General features: G+C 71.1%; 12 protein-coding genes and 1 pseudogene. 10 read left to right on the top strand and 3 right to left on the bottom strand.

The annotated features are described in order from the left end of the window. Nucleotides 1-120: 120 nt before the first annotated feature. The 9 genes from ACLQ28_RS33060 to ACLQ28_RS33100 all read left to right on the top strand — a co-directional run bounded on the left by ACLQ28_RS33060 (nt 121) and on the right by ACLQ28_RS33100 (nt 8,194). On the top strand, nt 121-804 hold the full coding sequence (locus ACLQ28_RS33060) for a GGDEF domain-containing protein (protein ID WP_425690185.1): 684 nt from the start codon (nt 121-123) through the stop codon (nt 802-804). Further along, a complete protein-coding gene (locus ACLQ28_RS33065; protein ID WP_425690186.1) occupies nt 804-1,145 on the top strand; it encodes a hypothetical protein in 342 nt (113 codons plus the stop codon). The genes ACLQ28_RS33060 and ACLQ28_RS33065 overlap by 1 nt, the downstream gene beginning before the upstream one ends. Beyond that, nucleotides 1,142-1,441 carry a hypothetical protein gene (locus ACLQ28_RS33070; RefSeq protein WP_425690187.1) on the top strand — a complete coding sequence of 100 codons (300 nt, stop codon included), beginning with the start codon at nt 1,142-1,144 and terminating at the stop codon, nt 1,439-1,441. Before ACLQ28_RS33065 ends, ACLQ28_RS33070 begins: the two co-directional genes overlap by 4 nt. A gap of 308 nt (nt 1,442-1,749) precedes the next feature. Continuing rightward, a complete protein-coding gene (locus ACLQ28_RS33075) occupies nt 1,750-2,895 on the top strand; it encodes an ArdC family protein (protein WP_425690188.1) in 1,146 nt (381 codons plus the stop codon). Then, nucleotides 2,895-3,800 carry a DNA-processing protein DprA gene (locus ACLQ28_RS33080; RefSeq protein ID WP_425690189.1) on the top strand — a complete coding sequence of 302 codons (906 nt, stop codon included), beginning with the start codon at nt 2,895-2,897 and terminating at the stop codon, nt 3,798-3,800. The genes ACLQ28_RS33075 and ACLQ28_RS33080 overlap by 1 nt, the downstream gene beginning before the upstream one ends. Nucleotides 3,801-3,805: 5 nt before the next feature. Beyond that, on the top strand, nt 3,806-3,955 hold the full coding sequence (locus ACLQ28_RS33085; protein ID WP_425690190.1) for a hypothetical protein: 150 nt from the start codon (nt 3,806-3,808) through the stop codon (nt 3,953-3,955). Between the two features lie 291 nt (nt 3,956-4,246). Then, nucleotides 4,247-5,596 carry a hypothetical protein gene (locus tag ACLQ28_RS33090; protein ID WP_425690191.1) on the top strand — a complete coding sequence of 450 codons (1,350 nt, stop codon included), beginning with the start codon at nt 4,247-4,249 and terminating at the stop codon, nt 5,594-5,596. A 268-nt stretch (nt 5,597-5,864) separates the two neighbouring features. Beyond that, a complete protein-coding gene (locus tag ACLQ28_RS33095) occupies nt 5,865-6,995 on the top strand; it encodes a hypothetical protein (protein WP_425690192.1) in 1,131 nt (376 codons plus the stop codon). 161 nt (nt 6,996-7,156) lie between these two features. After that, nucleotides 7,157-8,194 carry a M23 family metallopeptidase gene (locus ACLQ28_RS33100; RefSeq protein ID WP_425690193.1) on the top strand — a complete coding sequence of 346 codons (1,038 nt, stop codon included), beginning with the start codon at nt 7,157-7,159 and terminating at the stop codon, nt 8,192-8,194. A 211-nt stretch (nt 8,195-8,405) separates the two neighbouring features. Here ACLQ28_RS33100 and ACLQ28_RS33105 read toward each other — a convergent pair whose 3' ends face one another. Further along, on the bottom strand, nt 8,406-8,888 hold the full coding sequence (locus ACLQ28_RS33105) for a hypothetical protein (protein ID WP_425690194.1): 483 nt from the start codon (nt 8,886-8,888) through the stop codon (nt 8,406-8,408). Nucleotides 8,889-9,244: 356 nt separating this feature from the next. On the opposite strand from ACLQ28_RS33105, the gene ACLQ28_RS33110 reads away from it, so the two are divergent. Then, a complete protein-coding gene (locus tag ACLQ28_RS33110) occupies nt 9,245-9,805 on the top strand; it encodes a hypothetical protein (RefSeq protein WP_425690195.1) in 561 nt (186 codons plus the stop codon). A 19-nt stretch (nt 9,806-9,824) separates the two neighbouring features. On the opposite strand, the pseudogene ACLQ28_RS33115 reads toward ACLQ28_RS33110, so the two are convergent. Both ACLQ28_RS33115 and ACLQ28_RS33120 read right to left on the bottom strand, forming a co-directional pair. Beyond that, nucleotides 9,825-10,037 (bottom strand): annotated as a pseudogene (locus ACLQ28_RS33115) (recombinase family protein); the annotation flags it as partial. A gap of 339 nt (nt 10,038-10,376) precedes the next feature. Next, nucleotides 10,377-13,226, bottom strand: a complete 2,850-nt coding sequence (locus tag ACLQ28_RS33120) for a LysM peptidoglycan-binding domain-containing protein (RefSeq protein WP_425690196.1) — start codon at nt 13,224-13,226, stop codon at nt 10,377-10,379. Nucleotides 13,227-13,267 lie beyond the last annotated feature (41 nt).

Consider the following 13,267-nt stretch of genomic DNA (forward strand, 5'->3'; position numbering starts at 1 on the left):
CGCACAGGGCGCCGCCGGCACCGCCCCGCAACCCCGCGCCTGGGGTTCGCGCACCGCTTGAGGTGAGGGCAGCCGGTGGCACCCGGCTGCCCTCACCACCTCCCCAACCAGGGATTGGAGGTGTGGGCACCAGTGTCCACCTTCGCGCAGATCACCGCAGTTCTCGCGGCGCTGACGATCACCGCCGCCATCACCCACCACCTGACCCGGCACCGCACCGCCGGCCGCTACCGCGCGGCGGTCACCGCCGCCGTGAGCGCCGCCCGCCGCGACGACCTGACCGGCCTGGGCAACCGCACCGGCTTGCACGCGGCGCTGGCCGCCGCCGTCGAACGGCGCCGCCCTGTCGCCGTCATTCTGATCAATCTCGACGACACACACACGGTCGTGGGGCGCGTCGGGCACCGGGCGTTCGATGAACTACTCGTCCTTACCGCCGGCCGGGTGCAGCACGTCGCGTCCGCCGCCGGCGCACCGGTGTTCCGGATGCGACGCGACGAGTTCGCCGTCGTCCTTCCCCACCCCGGCGACGCCGCCGGCCACGCCGCACATCTGGTCGCTGCCGTCGCCGAACCGACCGACCTGCATCACGCCCGGCACCCCGTCACTGTCACCGCTTGTGCCGGTGTCGGCGTCTTCACGCCACACGCCGACGCTGATCAGCGGCGGGCGCTCGTCCGCGCCGACCGGGCGATGCGCGCCGCGAAGAGGACCGGCCGCGGAGCCACCACCGTCTTCGACCCGATCACGATGCGCGGCAACGGCGGTCCACCTGCCGCACCCGCTGACCGGGGGCAGGCGTGATGAAGACCCGAAGGGTGATCATCTGCCGGGTGGGGGAGCGGCCCCCGACGGCACCAGCCGGTGGCGATGTGTACGGGCTGATCGACTGGGACGACGCGCCGATCCTCATCGTCGGGCGCAGCACCGACGGGGTCACCCGTGAAGCCATCCGCATCTTCGCGCGCACCCTCGCCGAGGCCGGTGACCTGGCCGAGGACGACCCGGACTTCACCCGCCGGCACCCGCTGCCGGACCCCGACGGCCCCATCGCCGACATCGACGGCTGGCTGACCCTGCTGCGTCGGGCGACGGCCATCCCGTGGTTCGCCATCCTCGACGACGAGGTGGTGATCGCCCGATGACCGCACCTCACTGCGCCGGTCTGCCCGGGCCGACGCTGCCGCCCCTCACCGATCAGCCCGTCCCGTTGGCCGACCTGCCGGTCGGCGCGCACCACATCAGAGTGTGGGCGGACCGGCCGGCGCGCGGGCTGACCAGGATCATGCTGGTCGACGCGGCCGGCGGCGGCTGCGGCGACGCCGTCCTGCGCGACGACACCCTCACCGTCACCCTGCCCGCCGAGTGGAGCGGCGCGGACCGAGCCGCAGTGGCATGCGTGATCGTCCACCTCGTCTATCAGGACGGGTCGGGCTCGTGACCCATCAGCCGCCCACCACCGGGGCATCCGCCGGCGGTGCGGCGACGTCTCCGACGCCGCCGACCGGGAGGCGTACTACCGGCGGGCACGCCGAGCAGGTCCGGGCCGGAGAAACGCCGCACGGACCCACACCGTCGAGGTGGGTGCGGCCCGCCACGAATCACTGACCGATCCCGACACCTGGTTGCAGCAGCCAGCTCGCCCCCACACGGGGGCGACGGCCTCACCTCGTGCCTACGGGCAGGTTGGGGCCGCAGCGGGTCCCAACCTGTCCGCCGCCACGAGGCGGGGATAGGAGGGCCACACTGATGGCCACGCACCACCCCATGGCCACGAAGGCCAGGGCCACCGGCTCCCGCACGTCACGGGCCACCACCAGCACGACCAACGGGCAGGCCCGCGGCGACGGCGACCGCGCGGAGCTGCTGGCGACGATCAAAGCCGACTTCGACGCCCGGCTGGCCCGGATGGCGACTGATCCGGCGCAGTGGGTCGAGTTCATCGACCACGTCGCCACGTTCGGCGCCCGCTACAGCCTCGGCAACCAGATCCTGCTGCTCACCCAGGCAGAAGAGCGCGGCATCACCGCACGCTACTTCCTGCCGTACGGCAGGAAGGACGGTTCAACCGGGTGGAAGGCCCACCAGCGGTACGTGCGCGCCGGTGAAACCGCGTTCAAGATCTGGGCACCGATCAAGCGCCGGCCGACCGAGGAGCAGGCCGCCGAGTGGGAGGCCACCGGCCGCACCGTGAAACGGGAACCGTCCGGACGCCCCACTGTCCAGCTGGTCGGGTTCGGCCTGGCCAACACCTTCGAGGTGTCACAGACCGACGGGAAGCCGTTCGAACCGCCGACCGTGCTGGTCCGCCGACGGGTACACCAGCGGGAGCACACCCCGCAGCTGCTCGTCGGCGACGACCCGACCGGCGTCTACGACGACCTGGTCACGCTCATCACCGACGAGGGCTACCGCTACGAGCTTGTCGCACCGCACACCGGCTACCTCAACGACGCCAACGGCGTCACGGTCCGTCGCCCGGGAGTGCAGATCGTGCAGGTCCGCGACGACGTCGACCCGGCGCAACGGACCAAGACCACCCTGCACGAGTTGGCGCACATCCGCTGCGGTCACCTCAACACCACAGCGGCCGACACAGTGGTGCACCGGGGCCGCGACGAGACCGAGGCCGAGAGTGTCGCCCACATCGTGTTACGGGCGTTGGGCATGGACAGCGCGGCTTACTCCGACGCCTACGTCCTCGGCTGGGCCGACGGTGACATGAATCTGGTCAAGGAGTGCGCCGAAACGGTGCTGCGGGTGGCGAAGCAGGTGCTGGCCGACCTCACCCCACCCGAGCGCACCGACGAGTCCGACCCCGCCGCGGCGGGACCCGACGACCCGGATCCGGTCACAGTCGAACGGGCTGCGGCGGACGGACGGGAGACCGCGTGATGGACACCATCGACGATGAGCGGATCGTCCGGGGCATGCTCAGCTGGCTGTGTGAGCCGGGTGATGCCCGGCTGCGGCAGCTGCTGGCGCAGCACACACCGATCGACGTGCTCGACCTGCTGCTGCGCCGCGGTGTGTCGTTCGTGCGCCGGCCGGAGATCCGGCACCTGCCCCTATCCCGGCTGCGGGGTGAGGCGGCCGCCGCGGTCGAGGCAGCCCAGCGGGGCGGTGGCCGGGTGGTGATCCCCGCCGATCCCGACTGGCCCACCGGGTTACGACACCGGGACGGCGGCGAGCCGGTGTGTCTGTGGGCGCTCGGGCCGGCCCCGATCCCACCGCAGGCGGGATCGGTCACCATCGTCGGGTCGCGGGCCAGCAGCAGTTACGGCAACCACGTCGCCGCCGACATGGCCGCCGAACTCGCCGCCACCGACTGGACGGTGGTGTCCTCCGGCGGGCTCGGGATCGACGGTGCCGTGCTGCGGGCCACGCTGGCTGCCGGCGGTCGTGCGGTTGCGGTCCTGCCCTGCGGCCTCGACCGACTCCACCCGCACCAGCATCGGGCTTTACTCGAACGCGTCGCCGAGACCGGCCTGCTGCTCAGCGCCCAACCACCGGGTGCCGAGCCGACCCTGGCGCGGATGGCAGCGCACCGGGCGCTGTTGGCGGCGCTGACGGCGGGCACCGTCGTGGTGGAGGCGTCGACGCGCAGCGCGGCGCTGCAGACTCTCCGGCAGGCCCTCGACCTGGGCCGTGCCGGCCTGGTCGTGCCCGGTCCGGTGACGTCCGTGCTGTCGGCCGGCTGCCTCGAGGTGCTGCGCACCGACGCCCGGGTCCGGCCGGTCGGCTGCGCCGGGCACATCGTGGCGGACCTCGCCCCGCCACCCGCGCCGCCGGGGAGGTGACGCCGGTGACGGGCACGCCTGACATCCCCGCGCACCGGGTCGACCGGCCTCGCGGCGGCGGTCCCGTCGGCCCGCGGATCACCCCGGCCACCACCGGCGGGGGACGGGATCTGTTCGCCACGATCGGCATCCGGGCCCTCGCGGCCACCGCCTAACCGCACCACCGCACGCCGCGCTGCGGCACGTGCGCTTGCCGGCACGTGACGGCCAGGTCTGGCCGCGACGGACAGCACCCCGCGGCACGACCGCACGGCCGGGCTGCGCCGTACCCCGGTGCCCCGCCGATCACGTCGACCTGCCCGTCGGGGACTGGCAACGGCGCCAGCCCCACCAGCCCATCCAGTGAACCTTCCGGGGATCGTGGCGGCCGCGTGCCGTAACCCCGGGGGCTGCCCGGGGTGAGGTACGCGGCCGGTGTGGTACCCCGGTGACCGAGGAAGGCCACCATGTTTGAACCATCCGCGCAGATCACGTCCCTGCTCACCGCCATCAGCGTGAAGGAGTCCACCGCCGCGGGAATGCGGGCGATGATGCACCGCGAACAGGAGTTCCCCAGCCCGACGCAGGCCAGGCTCACCGGTATCGCCCTGGACCCGTCGGGCCGCGCCTACGCCGACGAGGTCCTGGACGCCTCCTGGGCTGACGAGCAGCGTCAGCACGAGCTGCTCAGCGTCGAGGGCACCAACCGTGAAGTCGTCATCGGCAGCGGCTTCCACGCCGCGACCTACGCCGCGGTGCGCGTCCTCAGTGGGTACCCGAAGCCGCTGGTGCTGGAGCGCAGCGAGCGCGTCGGCGGCAGTTTCGCGATGACCACGCGGCCGGTGTTTCACCTCAACTCCCGCAACCGTGCCGGCAGCGCGGGCCTGGCGGGTGACCAGGGCACAAGCCCGAACTACCTGCCGGGCGCACCCATCCAGGCCGCGAACGTGTCCATGACCGAGTACCAGACGAACACGGACATGGCCTTCGTGATCCGCCTCGCGTTGGCGCAGTTCGCCGACGTGGTGCCCCACGCCACCGTCCTGTCCGTCACCGACGGCGACCCCGGAGTAGAGCTGGAGATCGACGGCAGAGCGTCGCTGCTCGCCGGGCGGGTCATCGACGCCCGCGGCCTGGGTGACCCGGCCGGCCAGGACGTGGCCAACGGCACCACGATCCTCACCTACCCGCAGTTCATGCACCGCATGGCGGGCAGGTGGCCGCTGCGCGGGGTGCGTCGGGTCGCGGTGATCGGTGGCGGCGATTCCGCCAAATGTGTCGTCGAATCGTGCCTGGGCCTCGCCCCACAACCGTCCATGGCCGCTGCCGCCCTGGACCAGGTGCAGCGCATCGACTGGTACGCCGAGGACCTGCCGACGACCTGCGACCGGTGGCGAGAGGAGAGTCGGGGCAGGTATCAGGGGATCGGTCGGTACCTGCGCCCGGACCGGTTCGGGGTGCGACGACTCACGGTGCTGCCTCGCCGGGCACGGCCCGTCGCGCTGCCGGGTGTGGGCCTCATCGACGGCCGCGCGTATGACCTCGTCGTCGTGTGCACCGGCAACCAGGAGACCGACATCGACCGGCTCGGCCTCGGCGATTTCTACGAGTACACGGCCGACGACGGGACCGTGGTCGCGCGTGAGCACTACGAGCTGCCCGCGTTCCGCGTCGGCCCGCACGCACGGTTGCCCTTCACTGCGCGGGAGCGTGCCGACGGTATCGCCGACATTGCCGCGAACGCGGTGTCGATGTTCCGGACGGCGTCCAAGACCGCCGCGTTGGCGGCCACACTGCCCGCGGTGTTGCTGGCCTAGCCCGACGGCGTTGGGCGGAAAACCGGCGTCACCGCCGGCACGACGGTGTCCACGTCGTTGCGGGAGCGGGCACTCCTGGCTGCCCTCGCCGGTTGCGGGGTGCGGGCCGCAGCCGGCAGCTAATCGCCACCTCTGCATCACCACCTGACCCGCACGCAGTGAGCGACGGACACCCCTGTGGTGGCCGTCGCGGCGGGGATGCCTACCCCTGGGTGGCCCAGCGTCGCGTCCCGACGCTGGGCCACCTTCGCCTATGGAGGAGAAGGTCATGACCCTCGACGAGCGCCACCGGCGGGTGGATCTACCCAACGGAACGACGCCCTCGCGCCGCCCAGCGGTGGAACGCGCCGCCTGGGTCTTCTACGCCGTCGCCGCCCTCGGCTCCACCATCGGCCAGATCTGGGTCGGGGTGCAGATCCCGCCGTGGCCCGACACCCTGCACTGGTGGTGGCGTGTCGTGTTCGTCGCGCCGTTCGCGATCGTCATCGACCTCGGTGGTGCGGTCACCGCGGCGTTCGCCGACTGGCGGCAACGTCTTGGTGAGGCCGCCTACGGGTGGCGGACCCTGTCGGCCGCCACGGTGACCGTCGGCGTCACCACCAACATCCTCGGTCACGCCGACGTGGCATACCTGGCCGTCGTCTTCGGCGGCCTCGGCGTCTTCGCCTACGCGATCTGGCTGATGCACAGCGCCGCGCGGCGCCGTGATGCCCTGCGCGCCACCGGGAAACTCGCCGACACCGCCCCCGTCTACGGCCTCACTCAGTGGTGGCGTGAGCCGGCGGTCACTCGCCGCGCCCGTTCCCTCGCCCTCGCCCAACGTCTGCCGCTGCATCAGTCCCTCGACGTCGCCCGGCAGCAACTGCGCGACGAGAAGCGCCGCGCCGCCCTCGCCACGCACGTGGAGACGCTGATCCGGTCCCGGCACGACGACCCCGTCCGTGCGGACATCGCCGCGACCACCCTCGACCTCGACGCGGTCGCCGCCGCACTTACCGCCCACGCCGATGTGCCCGGCTGGGCGCGCGTCATCGGCGCCGACCTGCGACCACCGCCCGTGCCCGTGCCGGCGGCCGGCACCGACGTCGACGCGGACCCCGAGCGGGACCTTGTGACGGTGGCCGGACCGATGCCGCCCGCCGACGTGCTGCGCCGGGTGCCGCAGGACCAGGCGTCCTACGACCGGTGGCGGCACCTGTGGGCCGACCTTAAAGCCGACCCGGACATGGAACTCGCCGCGTTCGCGCAGCGGCACGGTATCTCCCTGCGGCAGGTCCAGTGGATCCGTCGTACCGGCGCCAGCGGCCTACTCGACTCACCGCTCACCCTGATCGACCGGATCGCCCAACTGGCCGCCACCAACGGTCACGCCCCGCACCACCCGGCGTCCACCTCGTGAACCTGTGCCGCAGGTGGCGCAAGACGCACATGGTCCACGACCGGCGCGCATCCCTGCCCGGCCCACACCAGCCACCCTGCGGCCCCCTGTGCGGCAGACCGGCGTAGGCACCTACCTCGACGGGAAATCACCATGTGCGTACACACGTTGCGGCGGCTGCCATGACCAGCCGCACCATCGCCCTCACCGCCGCCGTCATCGTTGGCGTCGCATCTCTGTGCGTCGCCGGACTGATCAACCTCACCGGGGCGGCAACGGCCTGCTCGGTCGTCACCACCCCGAGCGGCACCACCGGCCGCTACGACACCGAGCAGGTGCACCACGCCCAGGTCATCGTCACCGTCGGCGTCCAGCACGGGATACCTGTCCGCGGTCAGGTCATCGCCGTGGCCACCGCGCTGCAGGAATCCGGGCTGCGGAACCTCGGGCACCTCGGCGAGGACAACGACCACGACTCACTCGGGCTGTTCCAGCAGCGACCGAGCCAAGGTTGGGGCACACCTGCCCAAGTCATGGATCCGGAGTACGCGGCGGGGGCGTTCTTCGGCAGGCTCATCACTGTCGCCGGCTGGCAGTCCATGCCGATCACCGTCGCCGCGCAGGCCGTGCAACGCTCGGCCTACCCCGACGCCTACGCGAAGTGGGAGGGCGACGCCACCGCCCTCGTCGGGCTCGTCTCCGGCCCACCAAGCGCCCCCGGCGGTCCGGGTGAGCAGTGCATCAGCGTCGGCGGCTGGATGACACCCGTGCAGGGAACGTTCGTGTCTGGCTTCCGGACCGACAGCCGGCCCGGCCACGACGGCGTCGACATCGCCGCCGCCAAAGGCACCCCGATCCACGCCGCCGCTTCCGGTCTGGTCATCCGCGTAACCTGCAACGCCCACCTGCGCGACGGCAGCCCCTACTCCTGTGACGTGGACGGCCACCCGGTCACCGTCCTGGGTTGCGGGTGGTACGTGGAACTGCGGCACCGCGACTCGACCGTCACCCGCTACTGCCACATGCTCCGGCGCCCATCCGTTGACGTGGGCCAGCAGGTCGTCGTTGGTCAGGTCATCGGGCAGGTCGGCAGCAGCGGCCACTCATCCGGGCCGCACCTGCACCTGGAGACCCACACCGGCGAGCCTGCGACCGAATCCAATGCCGTTGACCCCATCGGTTTTTTCGCCTCGCGTGGCATCGACCTGACGACCACCTAGTGCACGTCCCGTTCGTTCAGGAGGTTCGCCAGGAACCTGCGCGGTGTGGAGGTCGCTTGGCACTCGAACGTCACCGGGCGGTCGGCCCGGCTGCTCACCGTGGACGCGCCCGAGGCGCGACAGGCCCTCTTCTGCATCCCCATTGACTACTCTAAGTAATTGAACGGTCGCTGGTGCTGCGGCTCTCGATGGAGATGTTGCACAGGAGCGTCTAGCGAACGGGCTCGACGTCCAGCAGGTCAGCTGCGGCGAGGACGGTGGCCACGAACTCGTCTGGCGCAATCGTGGCAACGAAGATCGCGCCGAGATCGTCGGGGAGCGGATGCGTCGGTCGCCAGAACGAAAAGACCAGCACCAGGTCGCCGTCCAGATAGGCATACCGAGGCACGTTGTCCAGGATTTCGCCCCACTGCAGGAACCAGAAACGTTCCCGGAACTCCGTCCCGTCCTGCTCCAGGAGCCGGAAAACATCTTCTGGAGAGCGTCCCGGGAAGGGGCAGGCAGGGACGTGGCGCTGCCGCACGCGCGCTGCGGTCGACCGCATGGCCGCGAGCAAGGAGGGCACGTAGGCCGAGTTGTCGTCCGTGGTCAGCTGCGTGCCCGCCGCCCACAGATCAACGGTACGAAGATGGGGCGACTCGACCTCGCCGACCTCCACCGCGAAGGTATCCCGGTCACCGAACCGTCGTGTCATCAGCTCAGCAGGCTAGCAGTCACCGCAGCCGCGGTGGGGTGTGCCATTGCGCCAGCAAGGCGGAATGGATCTTCCGCCCAGCCGTAGATCCTCCGTCCACTATAGGGACAGAAACCCGTCCTAGTCTGCGAAAACAATCGGTCCTGAATGGGTGTACGCCTAGCGCGCTGCTGGTTCTCGCGGTGGTCGTCAGTTTCGCGGTCGGGCGGCTGTCCGGGTGGAAACCGCGAGGGGGGACACGGCTGCTCTAGCCCAGCCGACCAGCCACATCCGCAGTCACCAACCCGACACTCTGTGGCCCCGCGAACGTGATCACACCCAGCATCAACCAGTCAACACCTCGTGGGGAGAACACCTTGACCGACCCGTACCAGCCGCAGCCGCCCGCGCAGCCTTACCAGCAGGGCGGCCCCGCATACCCGCCTCAGCAGTACCAGCCCGGCCCCGATGGGCAGCAGGATCCGCAATTCGGTTACCCCGGGCAGCAGCCGCCTCCGGCGTCGCCGGCCGCGTCGTCGTCGCGGAAGCCGCTGCTGATCGCTGGCCTCGCGTTCGTTGCCGTACTTATGCTCACCGCGGGCGGGTACGCCGTGTACGACCGGTTCATCCGCGAAGACTCCGGGATTGCCGCGTGCAAGGCGATGGCCGACGGCAAGCAGATGGACGGCAGCCCGAAAACCTCGGACGACGACAAGCTGACGGAGGCCGAGTACCGGGACGCTCGCAAGATTTTCGAGGACTCCCGCAACACGAAGATCCGGGAGCACGGGACAGCACTGATCGACATCCTCTGGCAGGTGCAGGGCATGGAGGACGGCGGAGCATTGGCGTTGCTCGGGCCGATGGGCACGCATGTGTCGGGGTTGCAGACGGCGTGCGCTGATGAGGGTTTCATCGTGAAGCTTGACTCTGACTGACGTTGCGGCGTGGGGCCGGTCACCTGGTTGGGTGGCCGGCTCTTCGTGTCGTCCACCTGATACTGGGAGTGCGGTGAAGCCGGTCGGAGTGCCAGGAGAGCAGACCGCGCACCTCCCTGGCCTCCACGCCGGCCAGGAGCCGTTCATAGCCAGGCCGGAGATTGCCGGAGTAGGCGGAGATGTCGTTGTCCCGGTAGACCTCCGCGACGGTCCAGCCCAGGGCGCTCGGCCAGCGCGCGGCAGTCCGCCTCGTGGCGGGCCCACGCCCAGGCCCCCACCGGTCGCGTCGGAGGAGATCCGCACGTAGATCGCGCGCTAATCACGCCTCGATCGTGGCATGACCTGGCTGATAGCTGTGTGGGGGAGGGGCTTTGAGGACCGGATGAAACTGCTGGGTTGCTGACGGGGGTTGCTGACGACGGCGGTGAGACGCTGAACGCCACCGTCCACGTCTAGAGACGATCGACCAGTGGGATGGCCGCTGCTGCGGCCACGGTTCAGCGGGTGCCCACGTGCCCGAGGTGTGTGCCGGCCTGCGGCCTCAGCCTGTTGCCGTCGGGTGGCGGACCGTTCACGGGTGGGTGAGATCCTGGAGCAGGCTGGTGGCGAGGTCCTCGGTGTCAGGGTCGATGTCGAGGTCGGCGTCACCGAGGTCGCGGCGCAGCGCGACGAGCCGTTCGCGGACGCCGACAGCGTCACCGAGATGCGCTGCGGTGCGCATCGCCCGGCGGGCCAGCTCGTCGGAGAGCGGATCGAGTGCGCGGGCGGTGTCGTAGAGGGCGAGCGCGGCGGCAGGATCACTGCCGACGTGAAGCCCGGCGGCCTGGGCGTAGATCTTCACGAGGCGGCGTCGGGCGTGCTCGCGGTCGGTGTCGATCCACTCGTAGGTGCTGCCGTCGGCGAGTCCGCCGCTGGCGGCGCCGATCGCGGTGTGCAGGTGGGCGAGGCGATCCGCGTCGTTGACTGCGGTGGCGACCCGGGCGTAGGAGTCCTGGACGGTCCACCAGTCGACGTCGAGCAGGTTCGGGTCCAGGTGGTAGCGACCGCCGGTGTTGATGACCGGTTCGATCTTGGGGGTGTCGTCGTTCGGTCCGGTGCCCGTTCGCGCGATGGACCGGATGGTGGTGCGCAGGTTCGCCGCGCAGGTGGAAAGGCGTTCTGACGCGCGGGAGACGGTGACGTCCGGCCAGATCGCCTCCATGATGTCGTCCAGGTTGGCGCCGCCGCGGTGAATGACCAGGTACACGAACAGCTCCAGGCTCTTGGCGCGCAGGCCGCGCACCGGCTTGCCGTCGGCGTCGAGGATCGTGGGATGGCCGAGCACACGGGCACGCACCCGGCCGCCGGCGGCGGCGCTTCCCGGATCGGGTGGGGCTGCGCCCTGCGCCGGCGCGGAGATCGGCGGCGTGGGGTTCACCTTGTCGGACGCTGCCCGGGTGGTGTCGCCGTGTCGTATCGGGGTCGTTGCCGGCTCGGCGGGTGCAGGTGCGGGGTCCGGCGTGGTGGTGGCGGGTGCAGTGTCGCCGTGCGCTTCGGCGAGCATGTGGAGGATGTCGGTGGTCGCGGTGGCACCGAGGACGCCGACGCGCTCGCCGTGGCCGCCCTCGGTCGTGCCGTCGGCGGCGACGGTCAGGGTGGTGCCGTGGGGCCAGGCGCCGATCAGGGCGGTGCCGATGTCGACGTTGTTGCCGAGCTGGATCGCGGTGGCCAGCCGTGGGTGCCAGCTCTCCTCGGGGACGTCGGCGATGAGGAGCAGATGCGGCAGCGGCTCGCCGAACGTCTGCTCCTGTTGGAGGGCGGAGACGGTGGCGGCCTTCTGGTCGGCGAGGATCCGGCTGCGGCGGATGATCTCCTCTTCCAGCAGGGTGAGCGCTGCCGCGAATGTCGGGGCGACGGTGAGGGCGTGCATCGGGTCGAGGCCGACCGCGGACATGCCGAGCAGCGTGGTCAGTGTGGCGGCGGGGACGATCACGCGGCCTTGCGCGTGCGGGCCGGTGTCGCCGGAGGTGAGGGTGGCCACCAGCAGGGCACGAGCGGCGTCCAGGGCGGCGGGTCCGCCCAGGCCGAGCCCGGCGGCGGCCGCAGGCGCGATGAGGCCTGACTGTTCGGCGTCGCTGGATACGGCGGACGGCAGCGGAGGTGTCACCTCCGCGGTGGTGTCCTCGCGGACGGTCCGGCCGCGCTCCGGGATGCGGTTCAGCAGGTGCGGTGCGACGCGACGCAGACCGTGGCGCAGCCGGGTCAACGCCGCCAGCGGTGGCGTCAGGTCCGCATCAGCGAGAAGCGGGCTGGTGATGGGCGTGGGCCGGTAGCGGTGACGGCGGCGCCTCCACACCATCGTGACGGCGGAGACCAGCGCGGCGGCTAACCCGGCGCCGATGGCGCCACCGGCGATCTCCACCCATCCCCACAGCGAGTTCGAGGGCCTGTCGTCGGCGGTACCGGACGGCGGTGTGGTGGCGGTGCTCCGATCGGCAGGTGTCGGACTCGGTGCGGTCGTCGACGCCGCCGGGCTGGTGACGCCGGGGGCCGTCGATGCTGGCACCGATGGTGAGGGTGGTTCGACGACCCCGTCGTCGTCGGCGGCAGGTGGTGTTGCCGAGGGCGCGGGGCTGGTGGTAGGCGACGCGCTCGGCGCTGCCGTTGGTGACGCGGCGGGCGGAGTCGTGCTCGGCGCGGCGGTCGGATTCGTCGATGGTGATGCGGTCGACCCTCGTGGCGGGTCCTCTGCGGGGGGATTGCGCGGTGGTGTGGCTTCCGGCGTCGCGTCAGCGGCGGGCAGGGTCAACACCCAGCCCGGGAAGATCAGGTTCGGGTTACGCAGCGTGCCACCCACGTTGGCAAAGTGGGTGCCCCGATTCAGGGCGAAGATCTCACGCCAGCGCTTGTCGTCGCCGAGGGCTTGCTCGGCGATCTCGGACAAGGTGTCGCCTCGCCGGACAGTGTGGGTGGGCGCGGTCCGGTGGGCGGGCTGCGAGTTCGTGGCGGTGAGTTGGATGGTCACTGGCGTGTGTGCGGCGGCGACCGGTTCAGTGGCGGGCTGGTCGGTGGTGCTGGTGACAGGTGCGGCGTCGGCGCTGGCGCCGCTGGCTGTGGCGACGGCGCTCGCACCTAGCAGCGCTGCGGTGAGGCTGCGAATCGGGCTGGGAAGGCGGATCGCGACCGTCCAGCGTGCCCGTCGCGCCAGCGTGTCGTAGGCGTGGGTGAGCAGGGTCGTGATCAGCAGCAGCCACAGCGTTACTGCTGCCGTGCCGATGAGGGCGGTGACGAGGTGAGCGCTCATGGGAGAGGCGATCAACTGCCGGATGTCGGCCGATGGTGGTAGCGACGGTTGCCAGGTGTCGGTCGCGGCGAGAACGACCGGCGCTGCGGCGGTGGCTAGCACGCTTGTGGCAATCGCGAGGGTGCGGGTACGTGTCACCTGCCCTCCGTTCATCGTCTGGTCGCCAACCGGAATCGGCG

It is taken from the genome of Micromonospora sp. DT201 (assembly GCF_049841575.1).
Lineage (GTDB): Bacteria > Actinomycetota > Actinomycetes > Mycobacteriales > Micromonosporaceae > Micromonospora.